The organism is Metasolibacillus fluoroglycofenilyticus (genome assembly GCF_003049645.1).
GTDB lineage: Bacteria > Bacillota > Bacilli > Bacillales_A > Planococcaceae > Metasolibacillus > Metasolibacillus fluoroglycofenilyticus.
Genome location: NZ_PYWK01000005.1, coordinates 156394 through 180014, shown reverse-complemented (window position 1 = coordinate 180014; position 23621 = coordinate 156394). Strand labels below are relative to the sequence as shown.

The following is a 23621-nucleotide window of genomic DNA, read 5'->3' as shown; positions in this document are numbered from 1 at the left end:
AAATGAGATACGCAAAATCAGAAGCTTTACATGAGGAAGCATTACAACATATCGTGGGTGGCGTTAACAGTCCATCACGTTCTTATAAAGCGGTGGGTGGTGGAGCACCTGTCGCGATGGCATACGGAAAAGGAGCCTATTTTTATGACATAGATGGCAATCGTTATATCGACTATTTAGCAGCATACGGACCTATCGTTACAGGACATGGACATCCACATATTGCAAAAGCAATTGCCCATGCAGCAGAAACAGGCGTGCTTTTCGGTACAGCGACAGAGCACGAAGTAAAGTTTGCGAAAATGCTGAAAGAAGCAATTCCAACATTAGACAAAGTTCGTTTTAACAATTCTGGTACAGAGGCAGTGATGACAACAGTTCGTATTGCTCGTGCCTATACAGGGCGTACAAAAATGATTAAATTTGCAGGCTGTTACCACGGTCATTTTGACCAAGTATTGGTTGCTGCTGGTTCCGGTCCGGCAACATTAGGCTCACCTGACTCAGCAGGGGTTCCCGAAAGTGTTGCGACAGAAGTAATTACAGTTCCATTCAATGACCCAGAGGCATTTAAGCAGGCAATGGTACGGTGGGGTGAGCAAGTAGCTGGTATTTTAATTGAGCCAATCGTTGGTAATTTCGGTATCGTGGAACCAAAGCTTGGATTTTTAGAGCTCGTTCATGAAATAGCACAACAATATGGTGCATTAACTATTCATGATGAAATTATTACTGCATTCCGCTTCCATTATGGCGCAGCACATACGATGCTTGGTCTAACACCAGATTTAGTGGCGCTCGGAAAAGTAATTGGTGGCGGTTTACCAATAGGTGCTTACGGTGGCAAAAAAGAAATTATGGATACAGTTGCGCCATTAGGACCTGCCTACCAAGCAGGAACAATGGCTGGGAACCCAGCATCAATGCAAGCAGGCATCGCATGTTTAGAAGTACTAAGACAGCCTGCTATTTACGATAAGATGGACCAGCTAGGGGCTATTTTAGAAAAAGGCATTTTAGAAGCAGCTAAAAAGCATCATGTAACAATTACAGTGAATCGTCTAAAGGGTGCATTAACTATTTACTTTACAAGCGAAAAAGTAGAAAATTATGAACAAGCAGAAATGTCTGATGGTGAAACTTTCGGTCGCTTCTTCAAGCTTATGCTTTCACAAGGCATCAACTTGGCTCCTTCAAAATATGAGGCATGGTTCCTAACTACTGAGCATACAGAAGAAGATATTATTGAAACAATCGCTGCAGTTGATTATGCTTTTTCACAACTATAAATAGGTAAACCGGGGTGTCCGAAAAGTGGTTTAACGTGCCACTTTTCAAATGTTGTTTTATTGAAATGTATCTCATTCAGAAAAACTCTCTAATGTTGAAAACACTCAATTCAACGCCTTTGTATGGACATGAAAGTGAATATGTAAAACCATATTTTCTGTAATCACAGAGTGGGTTTTGACTTTCTGGATAGCCCTGCTTTACTAAAAGAAAAGGGGATCGCTATTATGAAATTCGGTGCTCGAATTTTAAAAACTGGTGTTGCTATTGTTTTCGCGCTGTTTTTAGCTGAATTATTTAATTTGCCATCGCCCGTATTCGCTGGGATTGCTGCTATTTTTGCGATTCAACCATCTATTTACCGCTCTTATTTAACTATTTTAGAGCAGGTACAGGGCAATTTAATTGGCGCTATTGTTGCTGTAGTATTCGGGCTGTTGTTCGGTCATCACTTAGTTGCTATCGGAATCGCAGCAATATTAGTTATCGGGATTACGATGAAGCTAAAGTTAGAAAAATCATTAACACTTGCACTTGTTACAGTTGTAGCTATTATGGAATTTCAGGGGGATGACTTTTTAACCTTCGCACTTATCCGATTTACTACAGTAATGGTTGGTGTTTTTGCAGCATTTATCGTAAATTTAGTTTTCTTACCACCGCGCTACGAAATAAAACTATTTAAAAACATTAATTCTATGCAAGATGATATTATTCGCTGGAGCCGTCTCGCTGTGCGTCAAGCAAGCGAGCATACATCTACAAAAATCGCATTAACAAAATTAAAATCGCGTCTATCGCAAATCGATGTATTGTATGAACTTTATAAAGAGGAACGTAGATATTTAAAAAACCAAAAATATGTCAAGGCACGGAAGCTTGTTGTTTATCGCCAAATGATTACGGCATCTAAAAAAAGCCTAGAATTATTACAACGTCTGCATAAACATGAAAATGAACTATCAAATTTACCTGATGCCCTGCTAATTATTATTCAAGAGCGTGTTGATTTGTTATTAACGTATCACGAGCAGTTATTGTTAAAATTTACTGGTAAATTGCGCGCAGACCATTCTACATGGGTGCGGCAGGAGGAGCATTTACAGCGTACAGAGGTTATGGATTTATTTATTAAACAAATTACGATAGCAAAGGAATCCGAGAGTGAAGAGGAATTTTCAAGCTACCACCTCCTTTACATTTTATCGCGCATTTTAGATTACGAAGAAAACTTAGAGCATCTTGATAAATTAATTATGTCTTATCGAAACTACCACAGCAAAGAAGCAAATATTGATTTAGAGACAGAGTTTTATTAGAAGGGCGTTTCCCAAGCTGTATAGTTATTGACTTGGGAATGCTCGTGATGGCGTTTATTTAAAGAGTTCATTCTTGGAAAATAGCGCTAAGCCCCCTGTTTTTCATATTTTCAAAGCAATTACTCTTTATTTCATTAAGTAATTCTTTCAAAAATACAAACAAAAGCGTTCAAAATGCCGGCAACTGCCAGGCTGTTTTGAACGCTCGCTATCTAATTCTTCATCTTCGGGTCTAGGGCATCTCGCAAGCCATCTCCCATTAAATTAAAGCCAATAACAGTAAGCATAATCGCTAAACCAGGGAAGACCATTGCCCACGGTGCATTCAACAGAAAAATACGTGCATCTGCAAGCATTTTGCCCCATTCAGGTTGCGGTGCTTCAGCGCCTAGCCCTAAAAAACCTAATGCTGCCGCTTCGATAATTGCTGTTGCAATAGCTAACGTTCCTTGGACAATAACAGGGGTCATCGAGTTCGGCAAAATATGCCGCCATAAAATACGTGAATTTTTCATTCCAATCGCTTTAGCTGCGTGGATATATTCCTCCTCTTTAATAGATAGCACGCGTGACCGAATTAAACGACCAAAATTCGGTACATTAATAATCGCAATAGCAATTAAAGCATTGCGCAAAGATGGCCCTAAAATCGATACAACTGCAATTGCTAATAAAATACTAGGAAATGCTAGCATAATATCGAAAAGGCGCGAAATAATTGTATCCACCCATCTTCCATAATAGCCCGCAATAATCCCTAAAAAACTCCCCACTGTTGCTGATATAACTACAGCAAAAAAACCAACAGTTAAAGAAATGCGTGCACCATGTAAAATACGTGAAAAAATATCCCGCCCTAAATCGTCTGTACCAAACCAATGCTCAGCCGATGGGGCCAATAAGCGTTGTGATAAATTTTGATCATTAATCCCTTGCGGTGCAATGAATGGACCCAAAATTGCTAGAAGGACGAAAAATATGACGATAGCTGTTCCAATTAGCGCCGATTTACTTTTACGAAAACTGCGCCATGCCTCTTTCCAAGGTCCAGCTACCTTATCTTGTTGTACCATAGTAACATTGCTTTTCGATGCAATTTCAGACATATTTTCCCCTCCTCCTAGTTGTATTTAATCCTTGAATCAATCACTGTATACAAAATATCAACGATTAAATTAATCATGATAAATAAAAATGCTACGATTAAAATCCCTGATTGGATAACAGGATAATCACGGTAGCCAATCGCCTCGTAAATATAGCGTCCTATACCCGGCCAACTAAAAATGGTTTCTGTCAAAATTGCCCCGCCTAATAGCATCCCTGTTTGGAGTCCGACAATCGTCAGCACTGGAATTAGTGCATTTTTCAATGCATGTTTATAAATAACAACAAACATTTTTTGTCCTTTTGCACGTGCAGTTCGCACAAAATCTGAGCGCATTACTTCTAACATTGAAGCTCTCGTCATACGCGCAATAATAGCAGTCGGAATTGTCGCCAGTGCGGCACCAGGTAAAATTAAATGTTTTAACGATACGACAAATTGATCAAAGCGACCTTGCAACAACGTATCAATTAAGTATAAATGCGTAATTGCCGACACAGGATCGCGTACTTCCTCTCGCCCGGATGTTGGTAGCCATCCTAAATTAATACTAAAAATCCATTGTTCCATTAAACCTAGCCAGAAAATTGGCATAGATACGCCAATTAGCGCTACAACCATCGCAATATAATCGAACCATGAATTTTGAAACCATGCGGAAATAATCCCTGCATTCATTCCGACAATAACAGCAATAATCATCGCAAAAATAGCAAGCTCAAATGTCGCCGCTAAATAAGGCCATACTTCCGATACAATCTCCTGTCTAGTTCTTAATGATTCACCTAAATCACCTGTTAAAATGCCTTTTAAATAATCAAAGTATTGTATGTACCAAGGATTATTTAAACCTAGTTTCTCACGCAATGCTGCAATTGCTTCAGCCGTTGCCTGCTGTCCTAAAATTACTTGGGCTGGGTCACCAGGAATCGCTCGAATAATTAAAAATACAATAAACGTCATTCCAAGAAGAACCGGAATTAAATGCAATAAGCGTTTGCCAATGTAGTGAAGCATGATTCTTCACCCCTCTATAAAATCTTGTTGTCTATATACACAGTTGTCCGAAAAGCAGACTGGTGTACCACTTTTCAGACATCAAGTTGTAATTGCATTAAAACATTCACCATTTAGAAAAATGAATACACCCTTTGAAAAGTTAACACTGAATAATTTACTTTTAATTTTAACTTCAATTGCTTAAAAGTAATTTCAACTTTTTCACAATTTTTCTGCAAGGTTGATAGTATTTCGTTTTCATGCAGATGCATCTAGAAAATCGGGGCGTCTGAAAATTCCATTTTGTTTTGACACCGCATTAAAATAAAGGTTTTCATCACTCCACTTTACTGAAGACAAACACTGTTAAAGCCAGTGTTCATCTCAATTTAAAAGAAGTGTTCTCTATTTATAGGAGTCAAGATTTTATAAAACATCATCGCTACTGACCAAAATGCCGGCTATGCACGGCTTTTTGGTCAGCCCCCTATCTCACTACTCAATTGATACATTTAATAATTTGTCAGAGCCTGTTGGATGCGGTAAGAAGCCTTTTACTTCTGCTTTCGCAGCAAGTAATGGCGTCGAGTGCGCTAACGGAACCCAAGGTGCTTCATCATGAATAATTTCCTGTGCTTTTTTGTATAGCTCAATACGCACATCTTCATCTGTTTCAGATTGTGCTTGAATTAATAATTTATGTGTTTCTGCATTTTTGAAGTATGAATAGTTGTTGCTACCGATATTGTCTTCATCTAGTAATGTATAAATGAAGTTATCAGCATCCCCATTATCACCAGTCCATCCCAACATAAATGCATCTGCTTCCCCATCTTTTGCTTTATCTAAATACGTAGCCCATTCATATGTGACAATTTTCGCTGGCATACCGATATCCGCAAGATTTTTTTGGATAACTTCAGCTACTTTTGCACCATCAGGCATGTATGGACGTGGTACAGGCATCGCCCATAGTTCAATCGGTGTTCCATCATAGCCTGCTTCAGCTAATAATGCTTTCGCTTTTTCTGGGTCATATGGATATCCTTCAATATCGTCGTTATAGCCACTAATTGAAGGTGGCATTGGATTTTTCGCCACTTGTGCACGCCCTTCAAAGAACGCATCGACAATACCTTGCTTATCAATCGCATAGTTTACTGCTTGACGTACTAATTTATTATCAAAAGGCTTACGTGTGCTTGTTAATCCTAAGTAACCAATATTCATAGATGGTCGCTCAATTAATTGTAAGTTTGCATTCGATTCAATATTTGCACCATCTGATGGATTAATACCATCTGCTAAATCAATTTCATTTGCTGTTAAAGCATTCAAGCGCGCTGAATTATCTGGAATTGAACGGAAAATAACTTTATCAAGCTTCGGTAGCCCGTCTTGCCAGTAATCTGCAAATTTTTCAATTGTAATAGAATCATTGCGCTTCCATTCTACAAACTTAAATGGACCTGTTCCTACTGGGTCATCGCCAAATTTATCGCCCGACGCCTCAAATGCAGTTGGTGAGGCGATACCAAATGGACTCATCGCAAGATTTTTCAAGAATGGCGCTTGTGGACGTGATAGTGTGAATACAACTGTATAATCGCCCTCCGCCTTTACATCTGTAATAATATCTTGCCCCTCTGCTTTAAACATCGAGTTGAAATAGTAGAAATCTTCCTCTGTTCCACCTTTCCAGCGATTAACATTTTTCACGACTGCTTCTGCATTGAAATCTGTCCCATCGTGGAATTTAACACCTTGCTGTAACTCAAATGTGTATGTTAAACCATCATCACTAATATCCCACTTCGTTGCTAAACCCGGGTGAATTGTCGTATCTTGCTCACCAAAGTTTAACAATGTTTCAAAAAGATTTTGTGTTACTTTAAATGATTCACCATCTGTTACGATTGCTGGATCTAAAGAAACAGAATCTCCCCCGCGACCAAATACTAAAATTTGAGGCTTCGATGAAGTTTCTTCATTGCCATCATCTGCGCTATCCGTATTATCTGTATTGTCAGTATTTGATGACGAGCTATTGTCTCCATCTGTTTTGTCAGCACCGCAAGCTACTAAAAAGATAGAAAGTACTAATAACATTAAACCAAGTAGCCAAAAATTCCTTTTCAAATGAACCCCTCCTAAATTTTTTATATCTATTATCATCGCTATCTATCATTTATATAAATGACAGGCAACGGAATGACCAGATTTAACTTGCTTAAATTGTGGAATTTCTTGCTTACAAATATCCATCGCCATAGGACAGCGTGTATGGAAAGCACAGCCCGTCGGTGGATTAGACGGACTCGGGATGTCCCCTGTTAAAATAACCTGCTCACGCTCATAGCTGGGGTCTGGTATCGGCACAGCGGAGAGCAATGCTTGTGAATAAGGATGTAGCGGCTCCGCATATAAATCTTCACTATTTGCTAGCTCCACCATTCTGCCAAGATACATTACTCCCACACGATCACTAATATGGCGGACAACACCTAAATCATGTGCAATAAAAATATATGTTAGTTTTAAATCTTCTTGCAGCTTTTGCATTAAATTTAATACTTGTGCCTGAATTGATACATCGAGTGCCGATACTGGCTCATCTGCAATGATGAGTTTCGGATTTGTCATTAGTGCTCTGGCAATACCAATACGCTGGCGCTGCCCTCCACTGAATTGATGCGGGTAGCGTTTCGCATGGTATGCGCTTAAGCCTACTACTTCTAAGTATTCAATTACTTTACGCCTACGCTCTTCTGCATTTCCGATACCATGAACAATTAAAGGCTCTTCCAAAATTTTCTCTATCGTATGACGTGGATTTAGCGAAGCGTATGGGTCTTGAAATACCATTTGAATATCGCGCCTAGCCTTTCGCATCTCCTCACCTGAAAGGGAGGTTAACTCCACCCCATCAAAAGTGACTTTCCCACCTGTCGGCTCATGCAGCCGCATAATCACGCGCCCTGTTGTCGACTTTCCACATCCTGATTCTCCTACAATCCCTAATGTTTCACCTTCGTATACTTCAAATGATATGTCATCAACTGCTTTCACATCTCCAACTTTTCGTGCTAACATACCTGCACGAATCGGAAAATATTTCGTTAAATTCTCAACTTTCAATAATACGTTCGTCATTGACATGTCCCCCCACCTCTGGCTGAAGCACTGCTTCATGCTCTGAATCTAGTAAAAAGCAGCGCGCTGTATGCGCTTTCTTTTTACTATAAAGTTCCGGATTTTCGACACTACAACGTGGGAAGGCGTAGGCGCAGCGCGGTGCAAAACGACAGCCTTGTTCAATAGAGCCAGGTTTTGGCACATTGCCAGGAATGGAATACAATGCATCCTTTTTATAGCGCATATCTGGCACTGACTGAATTAGCCCTTTCGTATATGGGTGCTGTGGATTATTAAAAATTTCTTGAACAGGTGCTTGCTCTACAATTTGTCCTGCGTACATGACAATAACGCGTTCACATGTTTCTGCCACAACTCCTAAATCATGCGTAATTAATAAAACAGCCGTTTGCAATCTTCTATTCAAATCTCTCATGAGCTTTAAAATTTGCGCTTGAATTGTTACATCTAAAGCTGTTGTAGGCTCATCCGCTATCAATACCTTTGGGTCACAAACAAGCGCCATGGCAATCATAACCCTTTGACGCATCCCCCCAGATAGCTGATGCGGATATGAGCTTAGCAGCTCTTCTGCACGTGGTAAGCCAACTAACTTCAGCATTTCTATCGCTCTATCTTTAACTTGTTTTTTCGTCCATTTTTTATTATGAATACGTATCGCTTCAATCATTTGATTGCCAATTGTAAATAGCGGATTTAGCGATGTCATGGGCTCCTGAAATATCATTGCAACATCTCTTCCTCTAATTTTTCGCATTTCTTTTTCAGAAAGTGTCGCTAAATTTTTACCATCAAGTAAAATTTCACCGTTTGTAATTTTCCCCGGCGGGCTTGGCACTAACCCCATAATCGATAATGAGGTAACACTTTTACCACAGCCTGATTCCCCCACTATAGCTAGAATTTCACCTTCCTCTACAGAAAAGCTAATGTAATCGACGGCGGCAATCCTTCCATCGTCTGTAAAGAAACTCGTCTCTAAATCTTTCACCTCAAGTATTTGCTTTCGGCTCATCTAGCTGCCCCCTTATTCATAAAATACATAAAATAGTATGTAAACCATCTATTTTGAAAACTTAATTAAATTATTCATTTTTTCGAATAGTTAGTTATTTCATAATATTCTATTTCACCTTCATTGTACAGAAAATTCTGTAACTATTATTCTACAAAAAAATACGAAATCCTTTTTAGAATTTCGTGCTCCGTGCAAATCCCTATAATTGCGAGGTATATACATACTCCACTTACTATATATCATCCTTAAAACAAAAATTCGTGTAAGGTTTTTCTCACACGAATTTTATATCTAGCTATATGCTATGTAGCTATTATTCAAGTTTTTGCACTTGAAACAAACTATAATAAGCGCCCTGCTGCTGCATCAATTGCTCATGATTACCTTCTTCGACAAGTTGTCCATGCTCAATAACAAAAATTTTATTTGCATGTGTAATTGTTGAAAGGCGATGAGCGATAATAATCGTTGTGCGATTATGTGCTAGACGCTCTAGCGATTCTTGGATTAATGCTTCACTTTCTAAGTCAAGCGCGGATGTCGCCTCATCCAATATAAGAATCGGAGGGTTTTTCAAAAATACACGAGCAATGGCAATACGTTGCTTCTGCCCACCAGATAGCTTGACGCCGCGCTCGCCGACTTGCGTATCATAGCCATTTGGCAAATTCATAATGAAGTCATGAGCGTTTGCCGCCTGAGCTGCCGCAATAATTTCTTCCTCTGTAGCATCTGGTTTCCCCATTAAAATATTATGCTTAACAGAGTCGCTGAATAAAATATTATCCTGCAATACAATACCAATTTGCGAGCGTAGTGATTCAAGTGTCACGTCTTGCACATTCATACCATCGATTACTACAGCACCCGATTTCACATCGTAAAACCTTGGAATCAAGCTAACAATCGTTGATTTCCCTCCACCGCTCATTCCTACAAAGGCTGCTGTTTCACCAGCTTTAATTGTAAAATTGATATTTCGTAAAACATTTTGCCCCTCATCTTCATAGCGGAAAATAACATCTTTAAATGCCACTTCCCCCGCTACCTTTTTTAAAGGCTGAGCGAGCTCTTTATCGACAATATCATATTTTTCATCAAACAATTCGAATACACGATCCATCGATGCAATCGATTGTGTTAATGTAGTTGAAGAGCTTACAAGTCGGCGCAACGGACCATATAGACGTTCAATATAAGCGATAAATGCGACCATCACACCGAGCGATAGGTTTTCATGTATTACTTGATAGCCTGCATAAGCAATGACTAGTAGCGGTGCAATATCTGTAATCGTATTAACGACTGCGAATGATTTTGCATTCCATTTTGAGTGGTCTAACGCTTTATTTAAAAACTCTCCATTCGTCTCATCAAATATTTTTTGCTCATGGCGCTCTAAAGTAAAGCTTTTAATAATGCTAATTCCTGCTACACGTTCATGCAAATAACTTTGTACACCTGCTAGTGCCTGCGAACGTTTACGTGTTAAATCACGTAATTTACCGAAAAAGTATTTCACACTGAACGCATAAAGTGGGAAGGAAATAAGTGCGACTAATGTAAGCTTCACATCCATCGTTAGCATAATCGCTATGGCAATCAAAATCGTTACCAAGTCAAGCCATAAATTCATTAAGCCAATCATCACAAAGTTTTTTGTCTGCTCAACATCATTAATGACTCGCGAAATAACTTCCCCTGCTCGTGTATTTGAATAATACTTTAAGCTTAATTTTTGCAAATGTGTATACAATTCCTTACGAATATCAAATAACACCTTATTGCTAATATTTTGTGCAAAATATTGACGATAATATTCAATTGGTGGGCGAATAATAAAGAACACAATTAATGTTCCACCTAGCCAATAAACAAGCTGCTTCGTCATTTCCGCCCTTGTTAGTGTATCCGAACCAATAATATCATCAATCACAATTTGTATAAGCAACGGAATGAATAATGGGATTGCAAATTTTAAAACACCAATAATAATTGTTAATACCAATTCCAAAGTATATGGCTTCACAAAGCGCATATATCTTTTCATACTGTCCAAGTGCTTCTCCACTTCCTTTTTTAATACTTCGATTGTCTAAATATTGATTATAACAAATTTAAAAGAAAATCTGTATCTAGCGATTCGCTTACAGTACTAAAAGACGCTTGCTCCTGCGGTTGAAGATTTGCTGAATCAAGATAAAGTGAAATTTCTATCAGTGGGTGTTCTCCCCACTGATTGTTAGTTGAACCATTCGGGCTTTTACCGGCAGTTATTCTCCAACTTATTATTAACCCGATTTCACTCAAGTCTTGAAGTGGGAGGCTTACTGCCCGTTAATGCGGGATAAAATACAAACGAAACGTCCGAAAAGCAGTGCTTTAGCACGCTTTTCGGACGCCTATTATGACCTATTTTCCCCTTGAATTTCACGGTTTAGATGATAGCGATTTGTCCATACTTCGATAAAATCAGGTGCAAATGGACCTCTGCGCTGTTGAATCCAGCTTATTAGCTTGGCTACATTACGCTTTAAAATTTTATCAATTACTTCAGGATAAGCCATTGCTGTTTTATGCTCTTCATACTCGTCCTCATCTAGTAATGTGTATGACATATCCGGGAAAACCTTTACATCTAAATCGTAATCGATGTATTTAAGGGAATTGCTGTCATATACAAATGGTGAACTCATATTGCAATAATAGTACACACCATCTTCGCGTAGCATACAAATAATATTAAACCAATGCTCTGCATGAAAATAACAAATCGACGGCTCTCTCGTCAACCAAGTTCGCCCATCTGATTCTGTTACAAGGGTCTTTTCATTTGCGCCAATAACGACATTTTTAGTTCCCTTTAGCACCATCGTCTCTTGCCAGATACGATGAATGCGACCATTGTGTTTGTAGCTATGTATTTGTATCGTTTCTCCTTCTACTGGTAATGCCATATCAAAGCCCACCTTTTTGTCCACCATTAAGCAATTCTGCCTCGACTCCTACTGACTATTTTCTTCTGAATCGAGATAAATATTTATATTATAATGTAACATTCATATTTTATTATAGCAATCGTTCAGATAAACGTGTAGTGAGAAAACACAAAATTATTAAAAACAACAAATTGGCCAAACAAGCAAGAAGGGCGTCGGGAAAGTTTTGTTTTCCCGACACCCCTCTTTTATAACTATTTCGTTTCTTCGTTTTGGTTGCCAAAGCTTTTCTTCGGCTGCTGTTTACCAGCATATTGATTATTTTTTTCCATCTCGCGGAAATCTGGCTCTGTTGCAAACTCCTCGCGTTGCGTAGGGTTTTGATTTTGCCCTTGCTCATTGTTTTGACGATTGCGTTTCATCTTCAAATCACCTCCGTGCTCATTATTGTGCGCGCGATAAAGTGATTTATACATCCGTTTTTGACCAAATTTTTAACATTGGGACGGGCATCGGCAAATTTGCTATTTGCTCCTTTGTAAACCACTCCCTATTTTCAGATAAAATAGCTGTTGCTACTGTGTAATAGCTATCGATATGCCATGTTAAATGTGAAAAAACATGCTTGAACTGGAGTATAGGCTTTTGTTCACCTATTTCCACCCCATATTTTTCTGTTATATTTTCTTTACCTCGCTCCAACATCGGAAATTGCCACATATCGGCAAGTAATCCCTTTTCTGGTCGCCTCTCTAATAAATAGCTACCCTCATTGTTTTCAATAACAATTACATCATAATTAAGTTCTTTCGTTTTCACTTTCTTCGTTTTCACAGGCAGCTCTGCTGCATCACCTGCTTCAAATGCTATACAATATTCGCGTACAGGGCATAATAAGCATTTAGGAGAAGTCGGTGTACAAATTAATGCGCCTAGCTCCATCAATCCTTGATTAAAGGAGGATGCATTTTCTGGGTCAATTAAAAAATCAACTGCCTCCTCAAAGACTTTGCGCGTTTTTTGTAAAGCGATATCCTCTTTTATATGTAATACCCTGCTTAAAACACGCATTACATTACCGTCGACTGCATGTTCTGGCTTGCCATAAGCAATACTAAGAATGGCACCTGCTGTATAAGGACCAACACCTTTTAGCTTGGAAATATCTGCTCGGTTATCGGGTACAACGCTATTATAAGTTTCAACAACTTCACGTACACCTGCCTGTAAATTGCGAGCACGTGAGTAATAACCTAGCCCTTCCCACATTTTTAAAAGCTCCTGCTCGGGTGCATAGGCAAGCGTCTCGGCAGTTGGAAAGCGCTCAATAAAACGATTGTAATAAGGAATAACGGTATCTACACGTGTTTGTTGTAGCATGACCTCTGATACCCATATATGGTAAGGCTCTGTCGTCTGTCGCCAAGGTAAGTCTCTTTTTTCTTTATTAAACCATTCGACTAAGGCGTGTCGAAATTGTTGTTTATATTCGTAATTCACAGTTTCCTCCGCTTATTTTAGATTTTCTTTCATTGAAAAAGGGTATATGATAGAAGTAATAAGATGTCCTTAGATAAAGTGAAACTTCAATCAGTGGAGGTTTTCCTCATCCCACTGATTGTTAGTTGAACCAATCGGGCTTTTACGGGCAGTTGATCTCTCACTTATCCTTAAGCCGATTTTCACTTAAGTCTTGAAGTGGGAGTTTTACTGCCCGTTAATGCGGAATAAAAGGAGATGATAAATTTTGGATTCTGGTACACATTTAGTTATGGGCATTGCACTTGGCGGCTTAGCGCTAGCTGACCCCGTCGTTGCAAACCATTCCATCACATTTACTGCAGTAATGGTAGGTACAATTATCGGTTCACAAGCACCCGATATCGATACTGTGTTAAAAATGCGTAATAACGCTATATATATACGTCATCATCGAGGAATTACTCATTCTATTCCCGCTACTTTATTATGGCCTCTCCTCATAACGGCTATTTTATCGTTAATTTTCCAAGATGCCAACAGTTTTCACTTATGGCTCTGGATTCAACTTGCTGTCTTTCTTCATGTTTTCGTTGATATTTTTAACGCTTACGGCACACAAGCATTACGCCCATTCTCAAAAAAATGGGTGGCATTAGGTGTTATCAACACATTTGACCCATTTATTTTTACAATTCATTGTATTGGTCTTTTACTATGGGCCTTCGGGGCAAATCCAGTTTTAATGTTCAGCATCATGTACTTTATTATTTTTCTATACTATATTCTACGCTTTTTCGTGCAAAATGCTGTTAAAAAAGCAGTCCATGCGACAATTCAGGATGAGGAATTTGTTATTGTTGCACCGACAATGCGCTTTTTCAATTGGCGCGTAGCAGCCGCCTCTAAAACGCATTATTATGTAGGAAAAGCTTACGGACGAACAGTCAATATTTATGACAAATTCGAAATTCACCCACTACCTAAAACGCCGCTTATAGAAAAAGCTTTGAGCGATTCAAATTTAGCAGCCTTTGTCTCTTTCTCACCTCTTTATCGCTGGGAAATTTCCGAGCTTGACAATGACTTAACAGAGGTTCGTCTAATTGACTTACGCTATCGCAGCAATAATCGTTATCCATTTGTTGCTGTAGCACACTTAAATGATGATTTAGACATCATCACATCATATACTGGATGGATTTTCACAGAGGATAAGCTGCAAAGGAAGCTACAAATTGGGGCAAGTGATTAAAGGTGTTCGAGAAGTCGTGCAGTAGTCGGCTTCTCGAACACTGTCGGTAGTGCTTTGAGAAACTGTTTGCTTATTAAAGTGGAGAGGGCTTTCTCTGAAAATAAAAGAAACATAGGGACTAGCGATGTTTCTCCTGTTGTTAAAGTGAGAGTCTAGAACAATTTGTTTTGATAGTGTACAGTGTCCTCTTTTTTCACTTAGGGGAAATGCCAATAATACAATTTTGTAGCAAAGCATTGCAAAAAAAAATTTTATCTCTCCCCTTTTACTAAGGAAAACACTGCAAAAGTCAGATTCCTCTCTTTTCCAAAGAAATCACTCGCTATTTTCATAACCAAACATTTTACAAAAACACTACCACTAGCGTTCCAAATGCCGTGTAGTTGCACGGCATTTGGGTCACCCCTACTCATCACTATTATCTAATAAATGTGCATATTTCGGATTTTTACCCGCAAATTCATGTAGCTTGTCACCGTAGCTCTCTATTAGTTGCTTTACAAGGTTTGCCGTATAGTCGGCTCCCCGAAACGCATAACCCGCTTTTGCGGAAGTTGCCTCAAAATCACTCCACAGCAACTCGACCCATGTGCGTGCACGCCCTTTTGATAGTGCTGGATTTTTTTTCAGCAAATGCGCTGTTAACTTTTCAATATGCTGCTCCATGTTATTTCCCTACCTTCATCGGCAATAACATGGCTACAGGCAACGCCTCCTCATAGCGCTCACTGCCTAGACGATGCCCCCAAGCAAAGCGTCCTTTTAAGCGGTCAACTTTAAAAAACTCTCCCGGCGCACCGTCAATACGGTACATTTCACCGAGCACGATTTTATCTAAATCCACTAAGTAAGATGCTGCCATAATTGCTTTTCGGTCATAAACGGCAAACTCATTCATAATGCCTAGCTGCTCTGCCTTGCGTGCCTTTTCTCTCAATGCCGCAATTTCTACTCGCAACTCCTGCTCTGTCATAGCTGCATAATTTTTTTCCATTACTCTTCATACTCCTTATGATTTATATAGCTATTAATAATTTCAATTGGAAAGCCTTTTTGATAAAGTGCCTGCTTCACTTTCATATGTAGCTCAATGCCTTGGAGCTTCGCTGCATATTTACGCCAAATTTTATCGCCCTGCTCTTCAATTAAATGCTGCCACTCCTCATCTTGTCGCTCAATCGTTATTTGTTCAAGCACTTCTTGTACAATTGTAAACGAATATCCTTTGCGTACAAGTACATCTTGTATTTTTTGCTTTATTTGAGCTGGCGTTCGCCCTTTGCCTCCACGTACTTCCTTTTCTGCTAGCTGTAGGGCAAGTTGTAGCTGGTCCTTATGTGTAAACGTTTGTAATACCTGCTCTTGAAGCTTTTTATCAATCCCTTTTTTCATTAAATCCTGCTTGATTGCACGTGGCCCCTTACTTGCTGTTTTTTTCTTCGTTTCTAGCAAGGCTTTCGAATAGGTTTCATCGTTTAAAAACCCTAGCCGCTCTAACTTGCGAACAGCTTCTAAAACAACAGCCTCCCCATGCCCTGCATCAAGCAATTTTTTTTTCACTTCATATTCGCTACGCATTTGAAAGCTTAAAAAATGCAATGCCTTGCTAAACGCCTTAGCAATTTCATCCTCATACGTAATTTCATCTATATCAAATTGCTCAAGCACCTTGCCTTTTGTCAATCCAAATTGAATTAGCGTTCCTTCGTCTACGGCAAAGGCATATTTTTCATTCAAATAAATATTATAGCGCTCTGCATTGTTTTTTTGACGCCCTATTTTCGTAATAACAAACATGCCTTCTTTCCTTTCTTCTACGAATTATCTTTAGTATACAGGTTTTTTTGCAACCTTTCACGAATACAGTATGAAAGGCAAAAGGAGGAGATTACGATGAAAATTGCAATTGCAGGTGGTACAGGCTTAGTTGGTCATACACTTACAACTTTGCTACAACAACAAGGGCATGAAGTCATCATTTTAACTCGTGGACAGCCAAAGCTTGAAAAGGGCGTACACTATGTTCAATGGTTAAATGGTGTATTGCCCCTTGAGCAGCTTGAAGGCATTGAGGCATTTGTCAATTTAGCAGGTGTTTCTCTAAATGATGGACGTTGGACCGCTGAACAAAAAGAAGCAATTTATAATAGCCGCATGACCGCTACCGAAGAAATGCTACGCATTGTTACGCAGCTAGGAGCACCTCCTCAAGTTATTGTAAATGCGAGCGCTGTCGGTATCTATCCTATTTCTACAACGGCTACATATAATGAAACATCAACACAACGGGCACAGGATTTTTTAGGAAAAACAGTGGCAGATTGGGAACAGAAGGCACTTCTTGCAAAACAATTAGGTATTCGCACATGTTTAGCTCGTTTTGGTGTTATTTTAGATAAAACCGCCGGTGCACTGCCATTAGTCGTTATGCCTTATAAAATGTTTGTTGGTGGTACGATTGGTTCTGGCAAGCAATGGCTGTCATGGATTCATGTCAATGATGTGGCACGAGCTATTTTATATTTGATTGAAACATCTTCACTTGAAGGTCCGATTAATTTTACAGCACCACATGCACAGCGGATGAAAAGCTTTGGAAAAACAGTAGGACGCGTTTTAAATAGACCGCATTGGTTACCTGTGCCAAGCTTTGCACTCCAACTTGCACTTGGTGAAAAAAGTGTGCTCGTCCTAGAGGGTCAACATGTTGTGCCCGATAAGCTAGTTGCAGCAGGCTTTACTTTCCAATTCCCTACACTTGAAGAAGCACTTCGTGATTTGTATAAGTCTTAGCTTTTTGTGCAACCTACTTAGAAAGTGAAACTTCAATCAGCACTACTGATTGTTAGTTCGGGCATTTACAGGCTATTAGCGCACAGCCTGTAAATGCTACATTGAAAAGGGAGGCTTGCACGACTATGTGGAAACATCATTTTTTAGGCATCATGCTTATTTGCGCAACAATCGTTACATTTATGCTATCAACAAACTCTACTGCACAGGCAGCTGAATATCATTGGGGCTTTAAGCGTTCAACAAATAACGAGCCCGCACAGGCTGGCGCACAGCTCGATGCACTGCTTGACAAATATGGGGCTATTTACAAAGGAAAGCCTGACGAAAAAATTGCTTATTTAAGCTTTGATAACGGCTACGAAAACGGCTTTACTGAAAGTATTTTAGACACATTAGCTACCGAAAATGTCCCAGCAACCTTTTTCTTAACAGGGCATTATTTAACGAGCGCCACGGATTTAGTAAAACGCATGGTGGCGGATGGTCATACAATTGGCAATCATTCTTATGGACATCCAAATATGGCACGACTTTCTGATAGCGAAATGGTCGCTGAATGGCAAAAGTTTGATCAGAAGTTAAAGGAGCTAACAGGTATTGAACGTACTTATTATGCCCGACCACCAGAAGGAATATTTAATGAACAGCTATTAAAGGTAGGCAATGAGTATGGCTATCGTCATATTTTCTGGTCTGTTGCCTTTAAGGATTGGCTGAAGGATGAGCGCCGCGGCTATAAATATGCCTATGATGCCCTAATGCAGCAGCTACATCCTGGCGCAGTTATTTTAATGCATACAGTCGCACAGGATAATGCCGAGGCATTGCCCAAATTTATACAGGATGCAAAGGCTCAAGGCTACACATTTCAATCATTAGATGACCTCGTTCTTGAATATGAAGGTGTCACATTACCTTAATCTTTTTTTTTCATCCCACCATGCGTTATAATGGTGGGATGAACTCGTATAAGGATGTGAAAGCAATGAACCAAATAACAATGACACTTGGGCAAAAATTCCCTTTAACAATTAAAAGACTTGGCATTAATGGAGAGGGCGTTGGCTTTTTCAAGCGTAATGTTGTGTTTGTCAAAGGCGCATTACCTGGGGAAGAAGTAACGGTAAAAGTAACAAAGCTGCAACGCAATTTTGCCGAGGCGGAAGTTTTAGCAATTCGTAAAAAAAGCACTGATAGACAAGAGGCTCCTTGCCCTGTTTATGATGAATGTGGGGGCTGCCAGCTTCAGCATATGAATTATGAGGCACAGCTAAAAAATAAACGTGATATCGTCATACAAGCACTCGAAAAATATGTGCCACAAGTAGCAGCAAACGCTATTATTCGCCCAACAATCGGTATGGATAACCCTTGGCATTACCGCAATAAAAGCCAATTTCAGGTGCGTAAAGAAGGCAAACGCGTATATGCTGGACTCTTCGCAGAAGGCTCCAACAAGCTCCTTAATATTAATGATTGCCTCGTGCAGCACCCTGCCACATCGAAAATTACGGTCGGCACTCGTAAAATTTTACAAAAGCTTGGCATCTCTATTTATGATGGAAAAACATTAAATGGATTAGTACGTACAATCGTTGTGCGTACAGGTATTCGAACAGGTGAAACACAAGTATGCCTTGTAACTACACGCAATGAGCTTCCACATAAAGCGGAATTAATCGAACGTATGAAAAAGCTAGATCCATCTATTGTATCAATTACTCAAAATATTAATCGTGAGAAAACATCACTTATTTTCGGGGATGAAACAATTATTTTAGATGGGAAAGAAACAATTCACGAGGAGCTTGGTGAATTAGCATTCGATTTATCTTCACGTGCCTTTTTCCAGCTTAATCCCAAGCAAACAGTGCACTTATATAATGAAATAAAAAAAGCAGCAGCACTAACTGGGAAAGAAACAATTGTCGACGCTTACTGCGGTGTCGGTACGATTGGCTTATGGCTAGCACGTGATGCAAAGGAAGTACGCGGCATGGATATCGTACCAGAGAGCATAACTGACGCAAAGCGCAACGCCCGTAATCACGGCTTCAAACACGCGCGTTATTATGTAGGTAAAGCAGAAGACTTGCTTGCCCGCTGGCGTCGCGAAGGCTTCACGCCAGATGTTATTACAGTAGACCCACCGCGTACAGGGTTGGACGCAAGCTTCATCCAATCTGTTTTAAAAATTAAGCCGAAGCGTCTTGTCTACACGTCTTGCAACCCTTCCACATTAGCGAAGGACTTACAGCAATTAACGAAGCTGTATAAGGTGGAATATTTGCAGCCTGTTGATATGTTCCCACAGACTGCACAAGTTGAGGTTGTTTGTAACATGGAATTACGCAAGTAAAATAAAATGTATGTTGCAAAGTGGCTGTCCAAAAAGCCGTGCATAGCCGGCATTTTGGACAGTAGCGATGATGTTTCGCAAAATGTTGATTCCTATAAAGTGAACCTTCAATCAGTTGGGGTTTTCGCACATCCCCACTGATTGGTGATAGAGGTACACAAGCGTTTTCGCATCCTGCGAAAACGCTTGTGTGACCAACATCGTGTTGGCCTCATTCTTAGTTTTTACAGGCTGTTTGATTCCCCACTTAAACATCTTGATTTTATCTGCTATTTTGAAGTGGGGGTCTGTGCTCCTGCGGTTACTCGTCGCAAACAAATTTGTTAATACGGGATAAACAGAGAACGCCTCTTTTAAAAATTTGATGAACATTCGCTTTAGCAGCGCTATCCTTCAGTAAAAGGGAAGCGATGAAAACATTGATTTCAATGCGGTGGCAAAATAAAATAGGCTTCTTGGACAACTCCTTGTTATATGGAATTTGAGTAAAATATAATATAATGTAATTGCTTAAACTGATTAATATTTTTAATTAATAAACTAGGTCAAGTAATGCTTCATGTAAATAACCAAGATAGTTGGATAGAGAGGGGAGGCAGAGTTGATTCTGCGAAAACATATATGAAAAATAGACATATTTTCATAATGATAGGATTATTTATACTCATATTATCAGGCTCTCGTATTTTATGGGAGGCTACGTTTCAAAACCTCTCACATACGCAAATAGAGAATGGACAATTGGATTTGCTGGATTGGAATACGCAGGAGGAGGAAGTTCTGTTGCTTGACGGGGAGTGGGAGTTTTACCCGTCACAATGGTTGATAGATGATGAACCGCAAACTAATTCAAGCAATCAACAGAGGAAGCTTGTTCAAGTACCAGGTAGGTGGAATGAGGGCCTTTATGATGGAGCATCAACTCCTTATGGATATGGTTCCTATCGCTTACGTATAATTGTAAATCCGACTGAGAGGATGAATTACAGTCTATACGTACCAAGTGTACGTAGTTCTTCTGAATTATATATTAATGGGCGACACTTGGCCGGGTCAGGACAAGTAGGTAAAACTGAAGATGAATACAAAGCAAAAAATTTGCCCTATTCAGCAACCTTCACAGCAGATGAAAATGGTGTAATTGAAATTGTTATTCAAGCAGCAAATTTTAAAGATGTTCGACGAAGCGGTATGATTCGATCGATAAAATTTGGTTCAGAAGCGGCCATGTCTACTGAAAGAAACTTGTCTTTATCCATGCAAGTATTAGCTTCAGTAATATTCTTAATCCACTCGGTTTATGCCTTTGTTCTATATTTTTTAGGAAATCGTGAGAAAAAGCTGCTATCCTTTTCTTTGCTTTTGTTATGTATAACGTTAATGAATTTAATAAGCAATGATGAAAAATTATTTCACCTACTATTTAATGTTGGATATGAGTGGGATTTTCGTTTAGCAAATGTGACAATTCCGATTGCTTCCTTTGCGTTGTTACAGTGCATAGACCATTCTAAGCTGTCTTATAGGCGGATTATGACATACATATACTCGATTGTCTGCATCGGGATGGCCATCATTACTTTGTTTTTATCTCCGACTCAAATTATGATGTTGTTTCCTGTTTATTATCTATTGGCAGGATTTGCAGTTGCTGTCGCGCTATTTGCGATAATTAAAAAAATTTATATAGATATCACAGGTAACGTTTTATTATTACTTTCCTTTACAGCAGCCATTCACCATTTTATTTGGGGTATCTATTGGAGAGAAGCGGGCATAAGTATTGTTCATTACCCATTCGATTTGATTATTTCTATTGGTTGTTTTGCCTCCATTTGGTTCAAGGATTATCTTAAAATGCATGCTGAAACAGAGAAACTTGCATTAAGATTACAAAAAATGAATGAGCATAAAGACGAATTTTTAGCGAACACCTCCCATGAGTTTAAGAATCCACTTCATGGGATGATTAACATGTCTCAATCAATATTAAATAGAGAAAGACATCTATTAAAGAACAGAAGTGTCCATGAACTTGAAACAATTTTAGCGGTCGGTCGGCGGATGTCATTGTTATTAAATGATTTACTTGATGCCGCAAGCCTTAGGGAGGGGCATCCGCGTCTACAGAAAAAAAATATTACGATTCAGCCCATTGTCACTGGTGTAATCGACATGCTGCAATTCCTTGTTGAAGTCAAGCCAGTAAAAATTGTTAATCAAATTCCAGAGGATTTTCCACCTGTGATTGCAGACGAGAATCGGGTCAATCAAATTATCTATAATTTACTTCACAATGCTGTGAAATACACGAATGAAGGTGAAATTTGCATTCAAGCTAAGGTAGAGGATAAAAAAGCGTTTATTATGATATCCGACACAGGGATAGGAATGAACGAGAATTTTATGGAACGTTTGTTTCAACCTTATGAGCAAGCGGCAGATGAAGCAATGAATGAAGGCGGCCTTGGATTAGGTTTGAATATAAGTAAACAATTAGTTGAACTGCATGACGGACAACTAGAAGTATCGTCAACAATTGGAAAAGGGTCAAAGTTCACCTTCTCACTAAAGTTGGCCCCGTTGGATGAGTATGAAAAAAATAAAAATATTTCATCCATGAAAGGTCAGTACACCACATTTCAAAGAAAGTCTGAGAGTCATGTAATTGAAACTTCCATCGATTTGGCGAATCTAGAAACATCAGTTGCTACAGATCAAACGACATTAATGGAGGCAAAGTCCGCGCAGCCATCCATATTAATTGTTGATGATGATCCGATTAATCTACAAGTGCTTCAATCGATTTTATCAGTTGAACAATATGAAATCACTATCGCGACGAGTGGAAAAGAAGCTCTTGAGAAATTAGATGGAAAGGAATTTAGTTTAGTTATTTCTGATATCATGATGCCACAGATGTCTGGCTATGAGTTAACCAAGAAGATTCGTAATCGTTATTCACCTACAGAGCTCCCTATCTTACTACTTACCGCTAGGAGTGAGCCAAATAATATACAAGCTGGTTTTTTAGCTGGTGCTAACGATTATGTGACAAAGCCTGTTGAAATGTTGGAGTTTAGATCGAGAGTTAAGGCGCTCACAACTATAAAAAAAGTAGTTCGCGAACAATTACAATTAGAGGCTGCATGGTTACAAGCTCAAATTCAGCCCCACTTTCTATTCAATACATTAAATTCAGTCATTGCATTAAGTTCCACCGACTTAGATAAGATGAATGATATGCTAAATAATTTGAGCGATTTTTTAAGAAGCAAATTTCAATTTCAAAATATTGAAGGGTTAATCCCAATAGAAGAAGAATTAAATATTGTGCGATCTTATCTGAATATTGAACAAGTGCGTTTCGGCGATAGATTACAGGTTGTTTGGAAAATGGATGAATATAAAGATCTCAAGATTCCTTTCCTGACAATTCAACCCTTAGTAGAAAATGCCGTAAGACATGGAATTATGAAGCGTATCAGTGGAGGAAAAATCGTTATTAGAGTTTCTGTTCATGAAGATTATGTTGAGATTTCAATTGAAGATGATGGTGTTGGTATGGATGATACTCAATTACAAAGCTTATTGGAAAGAAAGAATGATAACCAGACGAGCATTGGTTTAATTAATACGAATCAACGATTAATGAGACTTTTTGGTACAGGTCTTCAAATTAAAAGTGCACCAAATCAAGGGACAGTAGTATCCTTTGTTGTGAAAATCTAGTGTCCGATGGTAATCAATCATATGCAACGATTCTTTTATACTTGAGTAACATGATGTATCTTTATTCAAAAAGATATTTGTATTGAAATGAATTATGTTCACATGCACGTATCAATTTAAAAGAAGAAGCAGGGATATAATTAGTTTCAGTCCATTCAAAAAAAAACGAAG

The 23621-nt window shown here is 39.0% G+C and carries 19 protein-coding genes; 7 read left to right on the top strand and 12 right to left on the bottom strand.

The genetic code is table 11. From position 1 onward, the window contains the following. Nucleotides 1-2 precede the first annotated feature (2 nt). On the top strand, nucleotides 3-1289 hold the full coding sequence (locus tag C9J36_RS15395) for a glutamate-1-semialdehyde 2,1-aminomutase (RefSeq protein ID WP_107943670.1): 1287 nt from the start codon (nucleotides 3-5) through the stop codon (nucleotides 1287-1289). A gap of 228 nt (nucleotides 1290-1517) precedes the next feature. Further along, a complete protein-coding gene (locus C9J36_RS15390; RefSeq protein WP_066164921.1) occupies nucleotides 1518-2609 on the top strand; it encodes an FUSC family protein in 1092 nt (363 codons plus the stop codon). A gap of 212 nt (nucleotides 2610-2821) precedes the next feature. Here C9J36_RS15390 and nikC read toward each other — a convergent pair whose 3' ends face one another. The 9 genes from nikC to mutY form a co-directional block, all read right to left on the bottom strand. Further along, nucleotides 2822-3715, bottom strand: coding sequence for a nickel transporter permease (gene nikC, locus C9J36_RS15385; protein ID WP_066164919.1), 894 nt, complete (start codon nucleotides 3713-3715; stop codon nucleotides 2822-2824). 14 nt (nucleotides 3716-3729) lie between these two features. Further along, on the bottom strand, nucleotides 3730-4734 hold the full coding sequence (locus C9J36_RS15380) for an ABC transporter permease (protein ID WP_066164916.1): 1005 nt from the start codon (nucleotides 4732-4734) through the stop codon (nucleotides 3730-3732). Nucleotides 4735-5211: 477 nt separating this feature from the next. Next, nucleotides 5212-6825, bottom strand: coding sequence for an ABC transporter substrate-binding protein (locus C9J36_RS15375; protein WP_201261971.1), 1614 nt, complete (start codon nucleotides 6823-6825; stop codon nucleotides 5212-5214). Between the two features lie 75 nt (nucleotides 6826-6900). Then, nucleotides 6901-7869, bottom strand: coding sequence for an ABC transporter ATP-binding protein (locus C9J36_RS15370; RefSeq protein ID WP_066164910.1), 969 nt, complete (start codon nucleotides 7867-7869; stop codon nucleotides 6901-6903). Continuing rightward, the gene (locus C9J36_RS15365) at nucleotides 7844-8887 is read right to left on the bottom strand and encodes an ABC transporter ATP-binding protein (RefSeq protein WP_107943668.1); all 1044 of its coding nucleotides are present in this window, start codon (nucleotides 8885-8887) and stop codon (nucleotides 7844-7846) included. Before C9J36_RS15365 ends, C9J36_RS15370 begins: the two co-directional genes overlap by 26 nt. 316 nt (nucleotides 8888-9203) lie before the next feature. After that, the gene (locus tag C9J36_RS15360; RefSeq protein ID WP_107943667.1) at nucleotides 9204-10949 is read right to left on the bottom strand and encodes an ABC transporter ATP-binding protein; all 1746 of its coding nucleotides are present in this window, start codon (nucleotides 10947-10949) and stop codon (nucleotides 9204-9206) included. Nucleotides 10950-11295: 346 nt separating this feature from the next. Then, nucleotides 11296-11847 carry a nucleoside tri-diphosphate phosphatase gene (ntdP, locus tag C9J36_RS15355; RefSeq protein ID WP_066164901.1) on the bottom strand — a complete coding sequence of 184 codons (552 nt, stop codon included), beginning with the start codon at nucleotides 11845-11847 and terminating at the stop codon, nucleotides 11296-11298. A 236-nt stretch (nucleotides 11848-12083) separates the two neighbouring features. Then, entirely contained in the window at nucleotides 12084-12251 is a 168-nt protein-coding gene (locus C9J36_RS17335) for a hypothetical protein (protein ID WP_161485065.1), read from the bottom strand. 46 nt (nucleotides 12252-12297) lie between these two features. Further along, nucleotides 12298-13329: an A/G-specific adenine glycosylase gene (gene mutY / locus C9J36_RS15350; RefSeq protein ID WP_107943666.1), complete on the bottom strand. Its 1032-nt coding sequence runs from the start codon at nucleotides 13327-13329 to the stop codon at nucleotides 12298-12300. A gap of 247 nt (nucleotides 13330-13576) precedes the next feature. Here mutY and C9J36_RS15345 point away from each other — a divergent pair, with 247 nt between their 5' ends. After that, entirely contained in the window at nucleotides 13577-14563 is a 987-nt protein-coding gene (locus C9J36_RS15345) for a metal-dependent hydrolase (protein WP_066164892.1), read from the top strand. Nucleotides 14564-14968: 405 nt separating this feature from the next. On the opposite strand, the gene C9J36_RS15340 is transcribed toward C9J36_RS15345, so the two are convergent. From C9J36_RS15340 to recX, 3 genes are read right to left on the bottom strand one after another with little or no spacing between them, the layout of a single operon-like run. Then, nucleotides 14969-15229, bottom strand: a complete 261-nt coding sequence (locus C9J36_RS15340; RefSeq protein WP_107943665.1) for a YfhJ family protein — start codon at nucleotides 15227-15229, stop codon at nucleotides 14969-14971. 1 nt (nucleotide 15230) lies between these two features. Next, nucleotides 15231-15557, bottom strand: coding sequence for a YfhH family protein (locus tag C9J36_RS15335; RefSeq protein WP_066164886.1), 327 nt, complete (start codon nucleotides 15555-15557; stop codon nucleotides 15231-15233). After that, nucleotides 15557-16360: a recombination regulator RecX gene (recX, locus tag C9J36_RS15330; protein ID WP_107943664.1), complete on the bottom strand. Its 804-nt coding sequence runs from the start codon at nucleotides 16358-16360 to the stop codon at nucleotides 15557-15559. Before recX ends, C9J36_RS15335 begins: the two co-directional genes overlap by 1 nt. 96 nt (nucleotides 16361-16456) lie before the next feature. On the opposite strand from recX, the gene C9J36_RS15325 reads away from it, so the two are divergent. From C9J36_RS15325 to C9J36_RS15305, 4 genes are all read left to right on the top strand, one after another. After that, the gene (locus tag C9J36_RS15325; protein ID WP_107943663.1) at nucleotides 16457-17356 is read left to right on the top strand and encodes a TIGR01777 family oxidoreductase; all 900 of its coding nucleotides are present in this window, start codon (nucleotides 16457-16459) and stop codon (nucleotides 17354-17356) included. 125 nt (nucleotides 17357-17481) lie between these two features. Further along, nucleotides 17482-18279 carry a polysaccharide deacetylase family protein gene (locus C9J36_RS15320; RefSeq protein ID WP_066164877.1) on the top strand — a complete coding sequence of 266 codons (798 nt, stop codon included), beginning with the start codon at nucleotides 17482-17484 and terminating at the stop codon, nucleotides 18277-18279. A gap of 65 nt (nucleotides 18280-18344) precedes the next feature. Next, nucleotides 18345-19718, top strand: a complete 1374-nt coding sequence (gene rlmD, locus C9J36_RS15315; RefSeq protein WP_107943673.1) for a 23S rRNA (uracil(1939)-C(5))-methyltransferase RlmD — start codon at nucleotides 18345-18347, stop codon at nucleotides 19716-19718. 552 nt (nucleotides 19719-20270) lie between these two features. Beyond that, nucleotides 20271-23450, top strand: a complete 3180-nt coding sequence (locus C9J36_RS15305; protein WP_430010642.1) for an ATP-binding response regulator — start codon at nucleotides 20271-20273, stop codon at nucleotides 23448-23450. The last annotated feature ends 171 nt before the right edge of the window (nucleotides 23451-23621 follow it).

Bases quoted from the DNA above. Each gene is read 5' to 3' on its own strand.
- C9J36_RS17335 (WP_161485065.1), bottom strand. From the start codon at position 12,251: ATGAAACGCAATCGTCAAAACAATGAGCAAGGGCAAAATCAAAACCCT.
- C9J36_RS15390 (WP_066164921.1), top strand. From the start codon at position 1,518: ATGAAATTCGGTGCTCGAATTTTAAAAACTGGTGTTGCTATTGTTTTC.
- C9J36_RS15365 (WP_107943668.1), bottom strand. From the start codon at position 8,887: ATGAGCCGAAAGCAAATACTTGAGGTGAAAGATTTAGAGACGAGTTTC.
- C9J36_RS15370 (WP_066164910.1), bottom strand. From the start codon at position 7,869: ATGACGAACGTATTATTGAAAGTTGAGAATTTAACGAAATATTTTCCG.
- C9J36_RS15340 (WP_107943665.1), bottom strand. From the start codon at position 15,229: ATGGAGCAGCATATTGAAAAGTTAACAGCGCATTTGCTGAAAAAAAAT.
- nikC (WP_066164919.1), bottom strand. From the start codon at position 3,715: ATGTCTGAAATTGCATCGAAAAGCAATGTTACTATGGTACAACAAGAT.
- recX (WP_107943664.1), bottom strand. From the start codon at position 16,360: ATGTTTGTTATTACGAAAATAGGGCGTCAAAAAAACAATGCAGAGCGC.
- ntdP (WP_066164901.1), bottom strand. From the start codon at position 11,847: ATGGCATTACCAGTAGAAGGAGAAACGATACAAATACATAGCTACAAA.
- C9J36_RS15325 (WP_107943663.1), top strand. From the start codon at position 16,457: ATGAAAATTGCAATTGCAGGTGGTACAGGCTTAGTTGGTCATACACTT.
- C9J36_RS15320 (WP_066164877.1), top strand. From the start codon at position 17,482: ATGTGGAAACATCATTTTTTAGGCATCATGCTTATTTGCGCAACAATC.
- C9J36_RS15305 (WP_430010642.1), top strand. From the start codon at position 20,271: ATGCTTCATGTAAATAACCAAGATAGTTGGATAGAGAGGGGAGGCAGA.
- C9J36_RS15380 (WP_066164916.1), bottom strand. From the start codon at position 4,734: ATGCTTCACTACATTGGCAAACGCTTATTGCATTTAATTCCGGTTCTT.
- rlmD (WP_107943673.1), top strand. From the start codon at position 18,345: ATGAACCAAATAACAATGACACTTGGGCAAAAATTCCCTTTAACAATT.
- C9J36_RS15335 (WP_066164886.1), bottom strand. From the start codon at position 15,557: ATGGAAAAAAATTATGCAGCTATGACAGAGCAGGAGTTGCGAGTAGAA.
- C9J36_RS15395 (WP_107943670.1), top strand. From the start codon at position 3: ATGAGATACGCAAAATCAGAAGCTTTACATGAGGAAGCATTACAACAT.
- C9J36_RS15375 (WP_201261971.1), bottom strand. From the start codon at position 6,825: ATGTTATTAGTACTTTCTATCTTTTTAGTAGCTTGCGGTGCTGACAAA.